20 protein-coding genes and 1 pseudogene are annotated in these 19,264 nt (G+C 51.7%); 16 read left to right on the forward strand and 5 right to left on the reverse strand.

The features are described 5' to 3' along the window. Positions 1-6: 6 nt before the first annotated feature. Genes miaB through EZM41_RS14325 form a run of 3 tightly spaced genes read left to right on the forward strand, consistent with a single transcriptional unit; the run spans position 7 to position 3,423 of the window. On the forward strand, positions 7-1,377 hold the full coding sequence (gene miaB, locus EZM41_RS05195; RefSeq protein WP_198470073.1) for a tRNA (N6-isopentenyl adenosine(37)-C2)-methylthiotransferase MiaB: 1,371 nt from the start codon (positions 7-9) through the stop codon (positions 1,375-1,377). Beyond that, positions 1,361-2,020, forward strand: coding sequence for a helix-hairpin-helix domain-containing protein (locus EZM41_RS05200; RefSeq protein WP_342449240.1), 660 nt, complete (start codon positions 1,361-1,363; stop codon positions 2,018-2,020). The genes miaB and EZM41_RS05200 overlap by 17 nt, the downstream gene beginning before the upstream one ends. Further along, positions 2,017-3,423: a ComEC/Rec2 family competence protein gene (locus EZM41_RS14325; RefSeq protein ID WP_198470074.1), complete on the forward strand. Its 1,407-nt coding sequence runs from the start codon at positions 2,017-2,019 to the stop codon at positions 3,421-3,423. The genes EZM41_RS05200 and EZM41_RS14325 overlap by 4 nt, the downstream gene beginning before the upstream one ends. A gap of 31 nt (positions 3,424-3,454) precedes the next feature. On the opposite strand, the gene EZM41_RS05210 is transcribed toward EZM41_RS14325, so the two are convergent. Further along, a complete protein-coding gene (locus tag EZM41_RS05210; protein ID WP_198470075.1) occupies positions 3,455-4,243 on the reverse strand; it encodes an epoxyqueuosine reductase in 789 nt (262 codons plus the stop codon). A gap of 150 nt (positions 4,244-4,393) precedes the next feature. After that, positions 4,394-5,377, reverse strand: a complete 984-nt coding sequence (locus EZM41_RS05215) for an asparaginase domain-containing protein (protein WP_198470076.1) — start codon at positions 5,375-5,377, stop codon at positions 4,394-4,396. A gap of 77 nt (positions 5,378-5,454) precedes the next feature. Here EZM41_RS05215 and trkA point away from each other — a divergent pair, with 77 nt between their 5' ends. The 5 genes from trkA to EZM41_RS05240 are packed head-to-tail and all read left to right on the forward strand — an operon-like array spanning position 5,455 to position 11,748. Continuing rightward, a complete protein-coding gene (trkA, locus tag EZM41_RS05220; protein WP_198470077.1) occupies positions 5,455-6,816 on the forward strand; it encodes a Trk system potassium transporter TrkA in 1,362 nt (453 codons plus the stop codon). A 7-nt stretch (positions 6,817-6,823) separates the two neighbouring features. Beyond that, entirely contained in the window at positions 6,824-8,275 is a 1,452-nt protein-coding gene (locus EZM41_RS05225; RefSeq protein ID WP_198470078.1) for a TrkH family potassium uptake protein, read from the forward strand. A 45-nt stretch (positions 8,276-8,320) separates the two neighbouring features. Next, on the forward strand, positions 8,321-9,325 hold the full coding sequence (locus tag EZM41_RS05230) for an asparaginase (protein WP_198470079.1): 1,005 nt from the start codon (positions 8,321-8,323) through the stop codon (positions 9,323-9,325). Positions 9,326-9,327: 2 nt separating this feature from the next. Continuing rightward, the gene (locus EZM41_RS05235) at positions 9,328-10,494 is read left to right on the forward strand and encodes a hypothetical protein (RefSeq protein ID WP_198470080.1); all 1,167 of its coding nucleotides are present in this window, start codon (positions 9,328-9,330) and stop codon (positions 10,492-10,494) included. A 12-nt stretch (positions 10,495-10,506) separates the two neighbouring features. Further along, a complete protein-coding gene (locus tag EZM41_RS05240; protein WP_198470081.1) occupies positions 10,507-11,748 on the forward strand; it encodes a dicarboxylate/amino acid:cation symporter in 1,242 nt (413 codons plus the stop codon). 63 nt (positions 11,749-11,811) lie between these two features. On the opposite strand, the gene EZM41_RS05245 is transcribed toward EZM41_RS05240, so the two are convergent. Then, complete coding sequence (locus tag EZM41_RS05245; protein ID WP_198470082.1) at positions 11,812-12,462, reverse strand: lactate utilization protein; 651 nt, start codon at positions 12,460-12,462, stop codon at positions 11,812-11,814. 102 nt (positions 12,463-12,564) lie between these two features. Between EZM41_RS05245 and EZM41_RS05250 the strand changes: the two genes are divergently transcribed. Beyond that, a complete protein-coding gene (locus EZM41_RS05250) occupies positions 12,565-12,834 on the forward strand; it encodes a hypothetical protein (protein ID WP_198470083.1) in 270 nt (89 codons plus the stop codon). On the opposite strand, the gene sfsA is transcribed toward EZM41_RS05250, so the two are convergent. Both sfsA and EZM41_RS05265 read right to left on the reverse strand, forming a co-directional pair. Continuing rightward, a complete protein-coding gene (gene sfsA, locus EZM41_RS05255) occupies positions 12,784-13,971 on the reverse strand; it encodes a DNA/RNA nuclease SfsA (RefSeq protein WP_198470084.1) in 1,188 nt (395 codons plus the stop codon). The genes EZM41_RS05250 and sfsA overlap by 51 nt on opposite strands. A 184-nt stretch (positions 13,972-14,155) precedes the next feature. Then, positions 14,156-14,794, reverse strand: a pseudogene (locus tag EZM41_RS05265) (cyclodeaminase/cyclohydrolase family protein). Positions 14,795-15,280: 486 nt separating this feature from the next. Between EZM41_RS05265 and EZM41_RS05270 the strand changes: the two are divergent. Genes EZM41_RS05270 through EZM41_RS05300 form a run of 7 tightly spaced genes read left to right on the forward strand, consistent with a single transcriptional unit; the run spans position 15,281 to position 19,237 of the window. Next, a complete protein-coding gene (locus tag EZM41_RS05270) occupies positions 15,281-15,820 on the forward strand; it encodes a Na+/H+ antiporter subunit E (protein WP_342449245.1) in 540 nt (179 codons plus the stop codon). Further along, positions 15,817-16,074: a monovalent cation/H+ antiporter complex subunit F gene (locus EZM41_RS05275; protein ID WP_198470086.1), complete on the forward strand. Its 258-nt coding sequence runs from the start codon at positions 15,817-15,819 to the stop codon at positions 16,072-16,074. The genes EZM41_RS05270 and EZM41_RS05275 overlap by 4 nt, the downstream gene beginning before the upstream one ends. Beyond that, positions 16,071-16,430, forward strand: coding sequence for a monovalent cation/H(+) antiporter subunit G (gene mnhG / locus EZM41_RS05280; RefSeq protein ID WP_198470087.1), 360 nt, complete (start codon positions 16,071-16,073; stop codon positions 16,428-16,430). Before EZM41_RS05275 ends, mnhG begins: the two co-directional genes overlap by 4 nt. Continuing rightward, positions 16,427-16,687, forward strand: coding sequence for a hydrogenase subunit MbhD domain-containing protein (locus tag EZM41_RS05285; protein WP_198470088.1), 261 nt, complete (start codon positions 16,427-16,429; stop codon positions 16,685-16,687). The genes mnhG and EZM41_RS05285 overlap by 4 nt, the downstream gene beginning before the upstream one ends. After that, positions 16,687-17,439, forward strand: a complete 753-nt coding sequence (gene mbhE, locus EZM41_RS05290) for a hydrogen gas-evolving membrane-bound hydrogenase subunit E (RefSeq protein ID WP_198470089.1) — start codon at positions 16,687-16,689, stop codon at positions 17,437-17,439. Before EZM41_RS05285 ends, mbhE begins: the two co-directional genes overlap by 1 nt. After that, positions 17,436-17,777, forward strand: a complete 342-nt coding sequence (locus tag EZM41_RS05295) for an NADH-quinone oxidoreductase subunit K (RefSeq protein WP_198470090.1) — start codon at positions 17,436-17,438, stop codon at positions 17,775-17,777. The genes mbhE and EZM41_RS05295 overlap by 4 nt, the downstream gene beginning before the upstream one ends. Continuing rightward, positions 17,774-19,237: a complex I subunit 5 family protein gene (locus EZM41_RS05300; RefSeq protein WP_198470091.1), complete on the forward strand. Its 1,464-nt coding sequence runs from the start codon at positions 17,774-17,776 to the stop codon at positions 19,235-19,237. Before EZM41_RS05295 ends, EZM41_RS05300 begins: the two co-directional genes overlap by 4 nt. The last annotated feature ends 27 nt before the right edge of the window (positions 19,238-19,264 follow it).

The raw sequence follows: 19,264 nt of genomic DNA on the forward strand, positions 1-19,264 counted from the left end.
AGTTGAATGCCCAAGGGGACGAAGTTTTATCTGCACGTCTTCGGTTGCCAGATGAACGTCTACGATGCCGACCGCCTCAGGAGTGCACTGGTAAATAGAGGATGGGTCGAGGTGCCGGAAGACACGGCTAAAGTGATCGTCTTTGTGACGTGCAGCATCAGGGAGAAGGCCGAGCAAAAGGTCCTGAGTGCACTGGGGCGGCACGGCCGTTCCCGGTCTCGCGCTTCACGGCCTCTTGTGGCCGTGATCGGATGCATGGCCCAGCGGATGGGTGAGGAATTGATGCGCCGCTTCCCCTGGGTGAGCCTGGTGGCCGGACCCAGACATCTCGGATTAGTGCCGGAGGCGCTCGACGACGCGCTGCGAAACGGAAGAAGGCATCTTCTCCTCGATGCAAACGCCAGGGAAGTTATAGACTTAGACGAGATTCCCATCGTGCGAAGCAACCCCTATAAGGCATATGTGACGATAGCACATGGCTGCGACAATTTCTGCACATATTGCATCGTGCCTTATGTGCGCGGACGCTTTCGCTCTCGCAGGCCAGAAGACGTGATCTATGAGGTAGAGCACCTCGTCAAAAGCGGCGTATTGGAGGTCACGCTTGTGGGGCAGAACGTGAACAGCTACGGTCGCGACCTGAAGGGATACGGCTTCCCCCGCCTTTTGGAGGACGTGGCGTCCATTCCTGGCCTTGTTAGGTTGCGCTTCACCACGTCTCATCCGCGCGACTTCACGGACGATCTGATCGAAGTTATGGCGCGGGTTGAATCTATCTGCCCCTCGGTCAATCTGCCGATACAATCCGGAAGCGACCGGATATTGCGCCTCATGAACCGCGGCTACACTGTGGCTGAATACGCTGCCAAAGTGGAGAGGTTGAGGGATGCCTTGCCTCAGCTCGGCTTGACCAGCGATCTCATCGTGGGCTTTCCCACGGAAAGCGACGAAGATTTCAGGGCCTCCCTGCGAGCTCTGGAGGTTTTTCGCTTCGATCAGGTGCATACGGCCTCCTATTCCCCTCGAGAAGGCACGCCCGCTGCGCGGATGACAGGGCAGATTCCAGAAGAGACGAAGAGAGAGCGCCTCTGCGCAGTGAATGCCCTTCAATCCGAGATAGCGCTTGAGATCAACAAGGGCCTCGTGGGGAAGGAATGCGAAATCTTGCTTGACGGTTTCGCCCCCAAGGGTGAGGGGTTGCTTCAGGGCCGAACCGTTACCGATAAAGTGGTTATTGTGCCAGGAGGCGCAAATTGCTTGGGGAAGTTTGCCCTCGTTAAATTAGTGCGCGCCGAACACTGGTGCCTTCACGGAGAGATCCTCTCTCTGCGTGCTTTTCCCTTGCGGGAGCGTGAGGTTCGTGATAGGGCAGGGTAGGTGGCGCGGCTTTCTTTTTCTCGCAGGTGGTGTGGGGTGCTTCCTTTTGGCTTCGTTTTTGCTGTGGACTTTCTCCGGTCGTTTTTCCGACGATGGGCCCACCACTGAAGCCGGTCCCTCCTTAGGGGTTAGGTCCCGGGAGGCGCAAGTGGAACCGGTTGCAGCGCCTCTTAAGGAAGAGGGGTGGGTGGTTTACGTCACCGGCGCCGTCGCGAGGCCCGGGGTTTACAACCTTCCGGCCGGCTCCAGGGTCTACCAGCTCGTCGAGAAATCCGGCGGGCTTACAGATAAGGCCGACGCCGAATCCATAAACCTCGCGGCAAAGCTATCCGACGGCGTCCATGTGCACGTCCCTAAGAAGGGCGAGGCCAAGACGCCGGCACAAGGCTTTGTGGCCCAAGAGAATCAGAAAAAGGGGAGTTTTTTAGACAGCACTTCCACTGGTTCGGTTGATATAAACAGGGCCTCTAAGGAAGACCTTGAGCGGCTTCCCGGGATCGGACCGAAGACGGCAGAGGCCATAATAGCTTACAGAGAAAGCCACGGCCCCTTTAGGCGTGTCGAAGACCTGCTGCAGGTCAAGGGGATAGGCCCTAAGAAGTTGGAAGCCGTTCGAAACCTCATAACCGTGGGTTCACCGTGACGCTTTTACACACTTCTCCCGCGCTGGTTTTGCTTTTGGGTTGGAGCGGTGCCCTCCTTTCCCTTTCAAGGGGAGTATCTCCCTTGGTTTGTGGGGTAATAGGAGGACTTGCCGCCCTGGGCCTATCGCTCCTCAGCGTCAAGAGGATGGACAAGCGACTGACCTGTGTGACATCTCTCATCGTGGCCCTCGCAGTCTTGGGAGGTTTTTTCATCTCCTGGAGATCCTCCGTTGAACCTTCGCTTCCTCAAGCTGTCGAAGGTAAGGGCGTTATAGTCACGGAGCGGCCCTGGGGAGGCAGAAGGGCTATCGTGGCGGATGTATCGGGCAAAAGGTGGCTCGTATATGCTTCGCCAGCGCTTGCGTTGAAAGAGGGCGACGGTGTTTACTTAAAAGGTTTTCCACGTCAGCTTTCCGAAGCTCGAGAACCAGGAGAGTTCGATCCGCATCTGTATTGGAGGGCCAGGGGCGTAAGCGGCGAGGTTGTCGTGGCTGAGCTCAAACGCTCCGGCGGCGATGGTTCGCCTTTGGCGCGGTGGCGCACGCGACTGAGGCGCTTCCTGCTTTTGAGGCTACCTCCACGCCTGCGCGGTTACATGAGCGCCGCCCTATTGGGGGTCAGAGATCCAGGTCTGGAGGAACGACATCGTCGGTGGGGCACCGTGCACCTCCTTGCTGTATCTGGCTTCCATGTCGGTTTAGTAGCCGTCGTATTTCGCAAGCTCTTCCGAAATATGCCTCTTGCGCCGGCGTGGGTGAGCGCTTGTATATGGTTTTATACGCTGATTACAGGTGCCGCACCTAGCGCCCTGAGGGCCGCGCTCATGATCGAGGCGATAATACTGGCCGGCTGGATTGGCCGTCCTCAATCCTCTGTGCACTCTGTGTCCCTTGCAGCTATCGCGTTGCTTTTGTGGCGCCCCTGGTGGTTTTGGGATGTGGGGTGGAGACTTTCGGTGTTGGCCGCCTTGACGCTCGCTTCCTTGGCAAGCGTGAAACGCACTTGGCATGGCGCCATCGCGGCCAGCCCATCTGTTTGGGTTACGACGGCGGCGCAGATAGCCCACACCTTCGGCAGCGTCCCCTTGGGGGGATTGGTCGTAAACCTCGTCGCCATCCCAGCTTTTTCGCTGCTCTTTCCCCTCGGCGCAGCGGCTTCGCTTTTGGCTCTATTGCCGCTACCTTTGGTGGGATGGGCTCTTTGGGGAGTTGAATTCATTTTTGCCCTGTGCGAGTTCGGCCTGAGCACCCTTTCTAAGTTGCTTCCCGGTGAGCTCGTCTGGTTTCCGCAGCTTTCCATCGTTTCTGCCGTGGTGTTTTTTGCGCTTCTCGGCCGAGCGGTTAAATTGAGCGGCGTGCGCTGGTTCATTTTCCTACTCGTAGCTTTGGTGCCATTCGTGTAGCGCCCTTTGGTATCAGTTCAAATTGCTATCATTAGCTCAGGTCTTTTAGCGCACATGCCGCAGTGGCGCATTTCCCACAAGCATCTACTTCATTTCCTATGACCGATCTGTAACGTTCGTTGACTTCGTTGAGACGGTTGAAGCATTTATGCTTGTCGACTCCATTAAGTGAGATGGCACCGACCGGGCACGCTTTAATACAGGCATTGCAGGCTTTACCCTCCAGAGTTGGGCATATTTCGACTTTGGGCGACAACAGTGGCTCGGTGGGTTTAAGGTGATAGTCTAAAATCAGGCTCCCAAACCGTCCAGCGCATCCAAGCGGCGTGATCAACATCTGATGGAGGCCAAATTTGCCCAGCCCTGCCATATATCCTACGCTTTTATGCGACCATCTGCTCAACAACGTTGATTTATCAAAATTGTGGGTCGGTTCAACCCATCCGGCTGTGATGTCTAAGCCCAAAAGGGCGTCTCTGATGAGTTCGCAAGTGCTCGATATCAAGGCGTTAGTCTGGGCATATGCATATAGCCAGCTGATATCGGGGTCCCCTTCTTTGCGCCTGTTTTTATTCACTATATCTGGTGTAAAGGGAAAGAAAAACGAGACCACCGTCTCTGCTCCTCTTAAGATGTCATTGGGTAATAGATGTTTTGGGTTCACTTTATCGCGAAGCGTTATAAATCGGTCGTCTGAGGCATCTAAAAATCCGATGAGGGGTCGCCGGTATTTGGTTTCATACCTCCCCCACCCAATGCCGCCTTCGGCAGCCTTGTTTATGATTGCCCTGATGATGTCGACCACCGTGATTTCATCCATGAAGCTTCACCCCTCAAAACACTCTTGGGACCACGTCTTTGTTTTTGTCTTTCTTAGTCTTCTCCTCCTTTCATACCTTACGTCTCACACGAACACTGCAGCCACCAGACCGAGCCTAAGGCAATATGTATTGGTTGTTAGTTTGTATGCTTAGCGGAGCAGGTATTGCTGCAGGACATCACCAGTGTAGCCTGCGCCGATTCCGACGGCCAACTTGAGCCGTGCCTGTAGCGGAGACAGGTGCCCTCCGTTTAACACACCTGCTTTGAATAATTTTAGGGCACTGCCTTCATAGCTATATATCGGCAACACTTGCCCTCTTTGACAACGCGATGCGAGCACGACCGGAATTCCCCTCCGAACTATGTTCTTAATTGGCGGCAACCACAGAGGATTTACGTTGCCCGATCCGAAGGCAGCCAGCACTATCCCATCTAACTCTTCTTCGGTCAGGAGGTTTAATAACACCTCACCTCCGCCCAGAGAGGCCCAGATTATCTCGACATCTTTCGCCGGCACAACCGGCTCCGGCAAAGGTGTAGACCGCTTTGGCGACCTCAAGATTTGAACGTTCCTCTCCACTATCTCTCCAACTGGACCGCGCCCAGGCGCCTCGAAGGCATCTCTGCGATAATTTGTCACCTTGCAAACCTCTGAGGCGGCGAAGAGTTGGTCTTGCATGCAGACAAGAACTCCCAAGCCCCATGTGACCTTTGAGGCGGCCGCTAAAACGGCCTGGTTTAAGTTCAGGATGGCGTCTGTGCCGATGTGATCCGATGGGATCATGGCTCCCGTGAATATCAACGGCTGCGGATAAGACCAGAGCAGGTCCGCAAGATATGCCATCTCTTCCATAGCATCCGTGCCACAGGTGACCGCTATGCCTTCGAAGCCGTCCTCTACAAGTTTGCGGAGTATCTGGATGAGGTCTATAGTCATTCTGGTGGTGTAATGGCAGCTGGGTTGATGACTCCAGTCGACCACCTCTATGGAACAATTCAGTCGAGCCTGGTCGATCCATCGAAACATATCTTGGGCTCCAAGAGCTGGAGCGTAGCCACCCTCTCGCTCGCTGTAACTCATGCCGATCGTTCCTCCAGCTACGACCAAGGCTATTTTGGGTTGATCGGGCACGGTTTCACCCCCTTATTGGTCTATAATATCCATCGCTATGAAATTGCTTTGACAAGGATAGCACAAGGGGTGCGAAAATGCGCGTCGTAATAATAGGTGCCGGAGAAGTGGGATTTAGCCTCGCTCAAAAATTGATAGAAGAGAGTCACGACGTCATAATCGTAGAACAGGACGAGGGAAAAGCAGCTAAAGCCGATGGCGAGCTCGATGCCATGGTTATCCGAGGGAACGGCGCCCGCCCTCAAGTTTTAGCAAAGGCGGGTGTGCAGCAGGGTGGGAATGTAGATCTTTTGGTCGGCTGTACCGATCGTGATGAGGTTAACATATTGGCCTGCTGGATCGCCAAGAGGGCGGGCGTTAAGCGAGTCATATCCAGAGTGCGGAGTCTGGAGTTCACCGATACGCAGGCATGGGCTCACGAGTTTGGGATCGATCTCATGGCTTCTCCTGAACGGTCAGTGGCAAGAGAGATCGAAGAATTGCTCTTCGTGCAGGCCGCTTCTTACGCTGGAGAGCTCATCAGGGGACAGGTCGGCATATATGCCTTTCGAGTAGCTCCCGATTCGCCAGTGGTCAACACGACCTTGAGCGATGTCAGAAAGCGATATTCCAAACTTCGATCCATCATCGTCTTCATCGAGAGGGGCGACGAGGGTTTTGTCCCATCCGGCGACTCGAGGTTTTGCGAGGGCGATCTCTGTTATCTCGTGTGCATGAGGGAAGACCTTCCATTTGTGGAATCGTTATTGCAGCCCAAAAAGAAGCGCCCCTTACACCGCGTCTTCATCGTGGGAGGGGGCAAAATAGGTTTTCAACTCGCCTCCAGGCTTGAACGTAGCCCAAATTTCATCGATGTAAGGCTGATCGATATGGACAAGGAGAAATGCGAGCGCCTGGCCCAAGAGCTGAAAAAGACCGTCGTATTGTGTGCCAGCGCCGACGATGAAGAGTTCTTGAAACAGGAGGGCGTCGAGAATGTCGATGGCTTTGTTTGCACGACAGCCAACGACGAAACCAATATATTAATCGCCGTATTGGGCAAAGCCCTCGGCGCGAAGAAGAGCATAGCCGTGGTGCGTCATAAGACGTATTTGAACATGGATCGGTATCTGCCAGTGGATTCTTTGGTAAATCCGAACGAAGCCTTAATTTCCATGATACTGCGTTTTGTTCGCTATTCTGAGCAGGCCACATCGCTCTCTATAATTGACAAAATCGGCGCAGAGATGTTGGAAGTGTCTGTGCCTGCGGATAGCCCGACGATCGGGAAACCCTTGAGAGAACTCAATCTGCCCAAAGGGGTTGTAATAGCCTTTGTAGAGAGAAATGGAGAGATCTTCGTTCCCGACGGAGACGCCGTGCTTCAGGCCAACGATACAGTAGTGTTGTTTGCGTCGAGCGGGCTCGTTTCTAAAGCCTTAAACATCCTCGAGGGGTAGTATTTAAATGCGGGTTGGCATAGTTTACAAAATTCTCGGCCTACTTGGAATAGTTGTATCGCTCTGGATGTTGTGGCCGATCTTTTGGGCGGCGATCGACGGCAGCGACGACTTGTTTCCCCTCCTTTACAGCATGGTCTTAGGCTTAGCCATATCCGGTGTTTTTTTGCTCCTCGGTCGCGGAAAGAAAGCGGGAGATATGGGTCCCAGAGAGGCCTTTGCGGCGGTGGGGTTGTCGTGGTTTTTTGTTTCGGCTATCGGGGGGCTGCCCTTATGGCTACACGGAACACTTCCCTCCTATACAGATGCCTTTTTCGAGGCTGCGTCCGGCTTCACCACCACCGGAGCCTCTGTGCTGATCGACATCCAGTCTGTCCCGCGAGGGATTCTATTTTGGCGCAGCCTCACGCATTGGCTCGGCGGAATGGGCATCATCGTATTGAGTTTGGCCATATTGCCCATGCTCGGAGTGGGAGGGATGCAACTTTATAAGGCCGAGGTGCCTGGCCCTGTGCCGGAGAAGCTCACGCCGCGCATCCAGCATACCGCTCTTTTGTTGTGGGGGGTTTATGTCTTGCTGTCAGCACTCGAAACCGGGCTCCTATTCTTGGGCGGGATGAACATATTCGAGGCACTTACCCACACGTTTGGCACGATGGCTACGGGTGGCTTCTCGCCACTGAATGCCAGCATAGGGCAGTATGGCAACGCTTATTTTGATTGGGTGATAATCCTATTCATGTTTTTGGCCGGTGCCAATTTTACGCTGCATTTTCAGATCCTAAAAGGCGATATAAGTGCTTGGTGGAGAGATGAGGAATTTCGTTTCTACGCCTCTTTGGTGGTCGGCGGCGTCCTTTCCGTCGCTGCCTTCTTGCTCCTTTCTGGCAACTATGACACGTTCTTGGATGCCTTGCGATTCGGGGCGTTTCAAGTAGTGAGCATAATTACGACTACAGGTTATGTCACGGCGGATTATGAGACGTGGCCGTTTTATGTTCAGGTTCTCCTGCTCGTATTCATGTTCATCGGAGGGTGCGCAGGTTCGACCGGAGGAGGCATCAAAAACGTTCGAATCTTGATGCTATTCAAGGAGATCTACGCCGAACTGATGAGATTGCTTCATCCCAAAGCCGTTATCTACACACGTTTAAATGATCAAGTGGTTAGCAGGGAGGTCGTCTCATCGATATTGGTCTTTTTCAGTATTTACATAGTGGTATTTACCGTGGGCACTATAATCATGGCTGGATTGGGCGTTGACGTCTTAACGGCCATTGCCAGCGTTGCCGCTACGCTCAACAATATAGGTCCTGGCCTCGGAAGCGTCGGCCCTACGGATAACTACGCCTCGATCCCGATGGCTGGTAAGTGGGTGCTTTCCGTGTGCATGGTCATGGGGAGACTCGAGCTGTACGAGGTGCTCCTGCTCTTTGTGCCGGCCACCTGGCGCAGGTAGCGCCATTGTAATCGACAAAAGAAAGAAGGAAGGGGACGATTTTTGTTGAAAAGAATCCTCATCTTAAGTACAGGCGGAACCATAGCTAGTGTCAAGACGAAAGAAGGACTTACTCCCAAGCTTGGTCCTGAGGATATATTTGTGCTTGCCGGGGTCGACCGAAACATAGCAAGCGTTGAGTTTAAGGAAATCTTGAACATCGATAGCTCTCTTATGCAGCCGGAAGATTGGGAACTTATTGCAAAGGAGGCCTTCGCCGGCCTGCAAAAGTACGACGGGATTGTGGTCACCCATGGCACGGACACCTTGGCGTACACAGCTTCTATGCTCTCCTTCATGTTGAAGAACTTGGAAAAACCGGTTGTGTTGACCGGCGCAATGATCCCTGCGGGTATGCCCGAAAGCGATGCTCACAGAAACTTGAGGGATGCCCTCCTGTTCGCATCCTCCAATTTCGGTGGTGTGTTTGTGGCGTTCGCTGGAAAGATCATGAAAGGCTGTAGAACTTCAAAAGTGAGCACAGTAAGGGTAGATGCTTTTGATAGTATAAATTATCCTGTCGTGGCATATATAAGCGACGATGGAAAGTTAAGTTTTAATGTAAGTCCAACCGAGCTTACCGGCCGCCCCGAGCTGGATGCAAAATGGGACAGCCCTGTCTTCCTCCTCAAACTGACTCCAGGCATCGATCCGAGGATAATCGGCAAGTTAGTCGAGATGGGTTATAGAGGATTGATTCTCGAGTGCTTTGGGTCGGGTGGCCTTCCTTATAGAAAAAGAGATCTGCTTAAAGAAGTGGAGAAAGTGGCTAACACTCTGCCCATTATCCTAACCACCCAAGTGCCTTATGGCATTGTCGACTTGAGGGAATACGAGATAGGGGTAAGGGCAATGAGGGCTGGCGCGATATCTGCCTATGATATGACGAGGGAGGCATGCGTCACCAAACTCATGTGGGCTTTGGGACATTCGAGCGATGTGGAAGATATAAGACGCATTGTTCACATGAACGTATCAGGGGAAATATCGATTCCTTCAGAGGAGGCGTAGCCATGGCTATATGTATAGCAGGTCATATAGGGGTGGGCCACGTCTTCAGCCATTCGGGGATAAACCAGGACGACTCACAAGGCTTTGCTGCCATAAGTCGCATATTGTGCGAGCGCTTTGGCATTAGGACTATCATTAAGGAGGTTTTCGTGGAAAAGGGAACGCTTTTGGTGAGAACCGAGGACGGGGGGATAGGGAAAGCCGTTCCAAGGCGTGGCATAGCGCCCTTTGAGGCAGAAATCCTAAAAAGGCTTATCGGTGAGGATGCCGCTTTGCCTCATCTAACAGTCTTAAAAGTCTTCGGCAGAATGTATGGCCACGGTGTGACCGATCTCCCCGTGGCGACGGAATATGCCGTGGCAGCTTCCGTCGTGGATGCCTTTGTTAGAAAGATTCCAGGTTTTGTCGTCGCAACCAGCGAAGGTGAAGTTGCAAGTGACGTTATAGGTGGAGTACAGATTGATGCGGAAGGGGTCCATTTAGCTCTTTTGCTCACGATAAATGGGTCGAGAATTGGCATCGGCCCCGTGGAAGATTTAGAAGGAAACGTACCTTTGCCACCCAAGCGGGAGGTGATGCAGAGGATAGGAGCGCTAAAGGCTCCTACTATAGTGGTAGAGAGCAAAGCCTACCTGCCGCATTTAAAGCTCGAGAAGGAAGCTTTTTTGATCAGGTTTAACGAGGCGATCGATAATGTTGTCGTTGGAGAAAGCTTAGAGGAGGCGCTGAAGAAAGAGAGGTTAAATTACATCCTTGTAAGAGATGCCTTTCCTGAGAAAAAGGGCGAAATGAAGGATAAGCTGGTTGAAATATCGAGCAACATAGCGCGGCTTGCTATCCTAATGGCGGCTACAGATAATGCTGATGGCAGGGCGATGGCAATCGCAGAACTGGCAAGGCTCATCTCCGAAGATGTAGGCGGCGTAATATTTATGAGCAATGCTTTAAACGATGTCGTTCGAGGTGCCGGTCTTGTGCCAGGCACTGGAGTTGTGTTGTCTATAGCTGTGCCTAAAAGTTACCTCGATACCCATGTGGCGCTCTTTACCACTAAAGAGGAAGCTGGTATAATTAGTATGGCAGTTTTGGCCGCAGCAAGGGTGCTTTGGGGTCGTTACGATGAAGCGATGAAAGAGCTTGAGGAAAAATATATAGAGCCGTTAGGCTAAGGGGGTGTTGTTATGGCAGAGTTAGATACTGTGTTGAGGCTCGGCAAGAGGCCGCTTTATATTCTCATGGGAGCCGTGATCGGCGCAGTCGTGGGGGCCATCATCGGTCCTGAGATCTCGGTCATAAAACCCTTCGGTGACGCATTTATCTATCTTTTAAGGTTCATAGTGGGTCCGCTTATCCTTGTTTCGATAGCCCACTCAGCTACTGTTGTAGAGGATTATCGCAGAATGGGGAGGGTTTTTGGTTGGTTTATGGCCTATTGGGCGATTATGGGTATTATTGCCGCTGTTATTGGATATACAACAGCTAATATTATGAAGCCTGGTATAGGCGTCGCGCTCGGAGAGAAAGAGATTCAACTGGCTGCCGTATCGGTGCGGGATGTTATATTAGGGTGGATACCCCAGAACAGCATCAGACCGCTATTGGAACTCAACATCGTACAGGTCATAATTATAGCTCTATTGGTAGGCTTTAGCGTAGTCTTAGTCAAGGATGTAGCCCCTCAAGAGAGCAAATTCATGAAAGATTTCCTCGCCTCAGCATTGGCAGTAATCTATAAGATTGTTGATATTATACTCTGGTATGCGCCTATTGGAGTGTTCGCTCTCATGGGCGATCTCGTTGGGACCATTGGAGGAGTGGGTCTTGCCGCCGTAGGCAAAATGGTGCTCACTCAATGGACAGCTTATTTGCTGATTTTTATTATAGTGCATCCGATTGTTTTGCTCTTGATACTTCGAGTCAACCCGCTAACATTTTGGAAAAAGGTTTACCCTGCCATGATAACAGCCTTCTCTACCCAGAGCAGTTCTGCTACACTTCCGGTGACGTTGAGGGTAACGAAGGCACTGGGCGTCCCGGATGATGCAGCCAATCTGATCCTTCCCATAGCGGCTACCATCAACATGCAAGCTGTGGCTGCAGAAATGCCCATTTATGCGGTATGGGCGGCACAGATGTATGGCGCACAGCTCACCGTGGCGCACGTGGTCGTGGCGCTCCTCATGGGGGTTTTCGGCGCTGCTGCATGTGCCGGCGTTCCTGGTGGCGGTATATTGATCGCCGCCATTACGCTCCAAACGTTGGGGTTGCCCCTCGCGCCGGTGGGGTGGATAGCTGGCATATATGTCGCCATAGATGTTTTAAACACGACATTGAACGTTACGGGCGATCCGCTCGGCGTGATGGTGGCGAGCAAGGCATTGGGAGAGTTCGACAGGGAAAGATTCTATGCTCCTATAAAATAGAATAGCAAGTGGGGTGCGACGAGCTGCTGCGCGTGCAACAATCCGTCGCGCCCCCTTGCTATTTTAGTAGCCGAGCGCTTCGCCGACCAAGATCACATGAGCGTCGCGACCCGTAGGTACCCGCTCGAGGGTTAACACTGCCCTGCAAAGCCGCTCTGGACTGTTGCAGTTTACGCAGTGCCCCACGCTCTTGCAGGGGACGTTCGTGTTCAGACGGATAGCATTCATAGGGGTAGCCACGTCTCTGATCCGCTGTATGGCAGATTCTACGTCGCGACACACCTTGTTTATCCCTACTACAAAAATTATCCTGTTGCTCGCCCAGGCCATTCCTGAGACGCGGTTGCCGGAGCCATCGATATTGACGAGGATTCCGTCGAGCGTCACGGCGTTTGAGCTAGTCAACAATACATCCGATGCGTTTTCGTCCATGAGCCTTTTGGCTCTCTCTTCGGGTGACAGAGATACACCCCAATGGTGGAATATCTTGTGTCCTCGCGACTCGAGAGCCTCGGGCAAACCCAGCTCCCTGATCGTTACACTTCCTGGGATGCCGACGGATGCACCGGGGGGTATGAGTTCCAAGACAGCCTCCCTGGCCGCATTTCCTGTCTCTACATAGCGAGCCTTGAATCCGTTTCCTTCCAGTGCCTTGGTAACGCTTGCTCCCAGACGTCGGTAGTATTCTTTGCGCACATCATCCCACGACGACATGGTTTCACCTCCAGCTATGAGATGTTAAAATAAATTTAACGTATTGGGCTCTGCAGCCCGACGTTAATTAGCATAACACAAGCGAGAGGGAGGTTAAAGGAAGTGTGCGACGTCATTACTCCTGAATCCGTAGGTCATCACCATGTGAGCGACCCCTTAGAGGTGGCCGAACTGCTCCGAGAGACTTTGGCTGAGGAGCTTCGCTCTATGAACGACATCCAGGCACGGTGGCACATGATAGAGGACGACAAGGTGAAACATGCCCTGGAGCACATCTTGGGAGACAAAAGACGCCTTTTGGTGGCCCTGTGGGGCCTCCTCTCAGAGGTGGAGACGCGTGCTTGGAGCGATGCCGGCGAGAGGCATGCCTGACGTGGATGAGGTGTGCCCGATAAGGGCGCCCCTGTACGGCCTGTCTAAACGATAGTAGAGCAGCAAATTTACGAAGTCGGTGCGTTTAATGGGGTCTTTCAAGAAGCCGAACAAATGCGATCTGCAATCGCAATCGCTTGCGCCGAAGTTGGTTATAGCGAAGTCGCATATCCCCATGAGATCCTTCGATAGGAGACATTCTATGTCTTCTTGGGTCCTTATGGGAAGAAGACGTGTAGCTTTGGAAGCGCTGCTCAGATAATCTATATGCCAATGCTCGTTCTTTCTCTTTCTGCTGTGGCGATTAACGCGCGCCGACAGGTTCTTTTTGGCGGAGCCGACGTAGACGTAATACGCTGGGCGGAAGGAAATCTCTCCTAAGGAGCCGATTTTTATAGTCTTCGGCTCCTTCAGCTCGAAAATAACCATATAGGCGCCGCTATCGGCCATTTCCCTATCGATAATTTGCCAAGGGATGGTAAGCCTTTCGGGATTTACCCGCATTGTGAGCTCTTCGTCCCAACGCACTGCGACAGGGGCTATGTCGATGATGTTGCGGGCATTCGCAAGGGCAGTCGCAAAGTCGAAATCGGTGTGGTAGTCTGGGATGAACGCCCTTGGGCTTAAAGAATTTACAATGAACAACAGGAAGGCTTTGAAACCCTCCTTAGTCAGCCTGGCCATCTCCTCGATGTGCCTTTTACCCCTCGCGGTGACGGCGTCAGGAAAGGCAGCTACCTCTTTTCCGAAGAGCGTGCAGGATTTGACTTCCAGCAAGACCTTTTGGCCGTCCCTTTCGAGCAAAAAGTCGAAACGGCTATCGCCTATCGTAAATTCCGGCCGTATCAGCTCAGAATCCTCGAGTCCGGGAACGAGGTTTCTCGCGAGCATGTGTCTCGCCGCGCGATTGGCCATGTGAGTGTGCAGCAGTATCCATTCGTTCGCCCTTTTAGCGGCCATGACTACATACGGCAATGTGCCCGATGACGCCGCCAGTAGCAATGGAGTGCCTGGCAACAAGATTTCCCACAGCCTTCCTGGGTTTGGCAGGTAAGCGGAGACGACGCCATTTTTGGTCTCGACCCTAACGACGAACCTGTTTGGGCGATCAAGAAAATATGCCAATATCCTTTTCAATCGTTTACACCCCCGTTTCCCCGCTACGGATACCTTCTGCGAACTCTGGATATTCGGGGAGCCTCAAGCCAAGCTTCATGGTCTTGTCGTTTAACATGTTATTCCCCTCGTTCTACGAAAATCCTCTCTCTCAAGCGTTCCTGTAGCAATTCCCGATCTTTACCAAGGCCTGCCCGTTTCTTTATCATCTAAGGAAACTTCCTGTGGCTTCTTCAACATTGGCCACGTGGTTTTTGATCTCAGATAGGAGAGTGTCTATTTTACTTCTCGCGTCGACGGTTAAGGTTTCATTCGCTAACTCCATGAGGTTGATCTTGACGTTGTAGGCTGGTGAACGGGCCGCAGCTTGGGCGAGAGTAGCCGCTGTTCCGATATCCGAAATGGCGTTAGGGTTTTACATGACGCAAGCCGTTTCAGCCAGCGTCGTGACGTCGTGGCCGACACGAAGGGTCCTCATAGACACATGAAAGGTCTCTTTCTCAGCCTCTTGGGTGGCTTCTCTTCGGCGGTTTTTTCGTCTTCCATATTTCCATATTTCCTTTGGGAGCCTCAGGGCGGCCATGAAGGTATCGAACGCCTCAATGCCATCTTCCGTAAGTTCCAAAAGGTGGATTTTCAGATCCGCTACTCTCTTGCCGACATCTTCCATGGCCTTCCGCCTGTCCCGATACTTTTCCTTTACCACGGCAAGGGTCGCCACCATGGAGATCAGGGCGGCGCCGAGTGATGCCGACAATGGAGCATTGCTCCCTCCACCTGGGGTAGGGGAGCCGGAAGCCAGTCCTTCTATGAATTCCTTTATGGTCATTTTGGACAGTTTCATCTTTGCTCTTTTCTTTTTATTATAGGGCTGATTATCGAGTGACGAGCACTTCTTTTTGGACTTCTATATCAGATAATACGCCGGCATGATAGGTAGGTAAACCGCTTAGGGGTTGACGAAAATCCTTGAGAGTTATAAAAACCAAATCAGACATTCATCAGAAGCAGAGGAATATGCGTTCATCTCTATAGTGTAAAATGTGTGGCATGTGGGTTATTTGGATAGCTCGTCAAGCGTCAGGGATCTTGCCTTCTTTGTAGGCTATGGATTAAAGCATTGTGCTTAACGATGGCGCAACTGGCATGTTTTTGAAGGAGTCCGTGAGGATGATTGCCCTTTTTGTTAGTTGTTAGACAAAGTGGAATTGTGGGCAATGGGGTTAAGGATTTTGGCCTTTGTGTCGTTAGGCGTTTTGGGTAAAATTTATACGATCTTTTTGTCGATGAATTAGTTTTGATTACTCCTTCATCAGCCTGCAATTGTTCCGTGAAAAGGGGGAACCGCTTGCGGACTTACAGAAAGGCACCTGTTGTCCTTTTCTTCGCTCTTTTTTCATTCTGGGTACTGTTTACAGGCAGAGTGGAGTTGTCGGTTCTGGCGATCGGAATTGTGCTCAGCATGGTTGTTACCCGCATCACTTGGCGGACTTTTTTTTCGTCGGCTCACGAAATACAACATCACGTGGAGTCTCCGTTGCATTTTCGCCTGCGTGAGGCAGTGGTCTTTTTTCCGTTTTATGCCTGGAATATTTTTAAGGCGACCGCACAGGTGGCCTTTTTGGCGCTAAGGCCCCGCATTGAACTGATGCCGGGAATTATCAAGGTTGAGACCGGCCTTAAAAACAAAACTACTCTCGTGATCCTTGCAAATCAAATCACTCTTACGCCGGGCACCTTGACTGTTGACACCGACATAACTAATCATAGTCTTTTTGTGCACTCCTTGAACCTCAGCACATTGGATGCATGCTCTGCCCGCGAGGAAATCAGACACCTTGAGGAGCGACTGAGGAGGCTCATGGAATGATATTTTTTGTCTTGTGGGGGCTCATGCTTGCAGCGATAGCGGGATTCTGGCGAGTTATAGTGGGCCCTACGGTTCCCGACAGAATTGTCGCAGCCGACGCCCTGTCTATCATTCTGACCACGGTACTGACATTACTGGCCTTGGTCTTTGGGAACGGCATCTTCCTGGATATAGCTTTGGCCTTTGCGGTCTTGGCTTTCGCAGACGTGCTTATAATGGCTAAATACTTTGAGCATGGAGAGCTCCATCGATGAGGATCGAAGTGTCTCTTGTCGTCGCTTATACCTTTATGGTCGTCGGTGTGTTTTTCTCCATAACCTCGGCTTTGGGGATAATAAGGTTTCCAGATGTTTATGCGCGAATTCACGCCGGCACGAAGGCACTTACCGGAGGAGCTTTGATGGTTTTAGTCGGTGCGGCGATTTACGCCCCAACCTGGCAGGCTACGGCAAAGATACTCCTCATTGCCCTTTTCTTCGTGTTCACAAACCCCCTTTCGTCTCATGCCATTGCCAGGGCATGCTTTCGTCACGGTATTAGGCCCAAAATTGTCTTCAAGGATGACTATAGTGAAGCTCTGGCCAACAGCAAGGAGGAAATACAGTCGTGAACATTTCCTTCTACGCTTTGATCTGCGGCTTTCTGGTTTTGACTGCCGCAGTTGCTTCCGAGATAGAGGACATCTTAAGCGCAGTGATAAGCCTCTCTGTATTTAGCGTTTTACTTGTCATTGCATTTGTTATACTTCAGGCGCCCGATGTGGGTTTGACACAGGCTGTTATTAGCTCGGGGCTTATTACGTCGCTGTTTTTGGTTGCGTATAGTCAAACGAAAAAACAAGGCCTTTGGGGAAAGGATGGCAATTAATGCCAAGGCTGTCGGTTTTCCCCCGCATAGCGGCATTATTTCTTTGCCTTTCTCTGGGATGGTGGCTCTGGAAGGGTATCGTGGTTTTGGAGGAACCCGAATACATCACGGGCCCAGCGGTGCATTACATCGAAAAGACAGCCGAAGAAACCGGAGCCTCTAACATAGTTGCGGCTATCCTGTTCGACTATCGGGCTCTTGACACTCTGTGTGAGGCCACGGTGATTTATACGGCCGTCTGCGGTATTGCTCTACTTTTTGCCAAAAGTAAATATAGGAAGTCTTCGATAGGGCTTTCGTTCATCGTAAAAAGGGGGCTCGGTTTCGTTGTTCCCTTCCTGTTGTTATACGCTGCTGGTATAGTCCTCATGGGCCACCTTACCCCTGGTGGGGGTTTTCAAGGCGGAGTAGTTTTTGCGACTGCTACGATCCTCTTTTGCATAGTTTATGGGTCCAACTTTGAAGCCGCCAAGATTAACCCCAAGGCAAAGGAATTCATCGAATCGTCGGGAGCCGTTCTCTTTACTCTTATCGGATTTATAGGATTCTGCGCCGGAGCAGGTTTTTTGGCCAATGTAGCGGCGGGTTTTCCCAAGGGCGAGGTGGGGAGTTTTCTTAGCGGAGGCACCATACCGCTACTTAACATTGCTGTTGGAATGAAAGTTGGTGCGGGTATGTCAACCATTTTTTATAGCATGGTCAAGTTTTTGGAGGTAAGACCTGAAGAATCTCCGGAGGTGGATAAACCGTGACGGTGATCAGGTTGAGCTACGGTACGGCTATCTTGATATTCTGCATAGGCCTGTATACGATAATCTCAAAAAGAAACCTTTTTAAAACTGTCATAGGGCTTGCGCTCATGGAGTCTGCAGTGCTGCTTTTAATAGTGACTTCTGGCTACATTCCTGGTGGAGTACCCCCCATCATACCGATAAACGGCGTTGCCGTTAATCCCCTTCCCCATGCCTTTACGCTGACGGCGATTGTAATTGGAGCAAGCGACGTCGCTATGGCTCTTGCTCTCATAATGAAGCTCCACCAGCGATATGGCACAGTGGACCTGGATAAGATCAGAGGACTTCGTGGATGACTCCAGTCTTGGCCATAGTTACGCCTCTTGCCTGGGGGTTTTTGATCCCGCTGGTATATCTTTTTCGAAAATCCCTGCTAAAGTGGGCCATTCCACTTTTCGAGTTTGCCATCTTCGCGATTACCCTTGCTGCAGCTTTTTCTGGATGGCGACAATACACTCTTTCATTCCTTGGAGGGTGGCCTGCTGAACTTGGAATAGTGTTCGTTGTGGACAAGTTGTCAGCCTTTTTTTTGGTCCTTGTGGCCATAGGAGGTGGCGGCGCATTTCTGTGTTCCTACGGGCGCCTAAAAAGTGGGCCCTGGAGATACTACGTTATCTTTTTCCTACTCCAAGGGGCCATGAACGGCGTTATAGTCACGGGAGACATATTCAACCTCTTCGTCTTCTACGAGATATTCTCGCTGGCAGCATATCTCCTAGTTGCCTTTACCATGTCCTGGCAGGCCATAGAGGCGGGGCTAAAATACCTCGTGATGGGAACTGTCGGAGCCTTCTTTATTCTGCTCGGTATTGCCTATATCTTCATGGCCACAGGCTCCCTGAATATGGCAATCCTTTCGGTATCACTTTCGCAAATTCCGAAAGAAACGCTGACTGTGATTGCTGTCTGTTTGTTAGTGGGGCTCTTTATAAAAATTGGCGCTTTCCCGGTTCACTTTTGGCTACCTGACGCCCACTCATCGGCACAGACGGCAGTGAGTGCCCTTCTTTCGGGTGTGGTAGTAAAGATCTCCGTATATGCCCTAATAAGGGTATCGCTTTTATTTTTTCTTGAAGCAAGACCGAACATCTTTGCCGTAATTACCGCGGTGGGAGTGTTGTCCGTAATGGGCGGGCATCTGATGGCGCTGAGACAGGAAGACATAAAGAGGCTTCTTGCTTATTCTACGGTGGCACAGATCGGTTATATTTTAATAGGCGTAGGAGTAGGCACGGCGGCAGGGATCACCGCGGCCGCTTTTCACGCGGTCAATCACATGTTCATGAAAGCCGGGTTGTTTATCACGGCGGGACATATTACAGAAGATATGAAGACTCGTAACATTTCGGAACTGCGGGGTCTTTATCATCATCGCCGTGGGTTTGTTGTTATCTTCACTATACTGGCTGCAGCGATAATAGGCATTCCTCCGCTAAGCGGTTTCATGGGTAAGTGGTATCTGATGCTCGCCTCTGTGTCTGCAGGAAACATAGTTCCAGCCCTGGCTCTGGCGATTGGGACAGTTCTTTCGGCCTTGTACTACCTGCGCATTTTGTCAGCCTTTTATTCACCCGGTGACGCTCCGCCTGCACGGGAAAATCCTTACTGGCCTTTCTTGGTTGCGGGAGCTTTTTCGGTATGCTGCGTTATTCTGGGGTTTGCCCCTTTCTTTCCTCCTCTCTGGGGTGTCTTTTCGGAAATAGGGATTTGCGCCATGGATAGGGCGGGGTATGTAGCGGCGGTGTTTTTGGAATGACAATGGAAGCGAAGCGCTATACTGCGC

This window comes from Acetomicrobium sp. S15 = DSM 107314, from assembly GCF_016125955.1.
Taxonomy (GTDB): domain Bacteria; phylum Synergistota; class Synergistia; order Synergistales; family Thermosynergistaceae; genus Thermosynergistes; species Thermosynergistes pyruvativorans.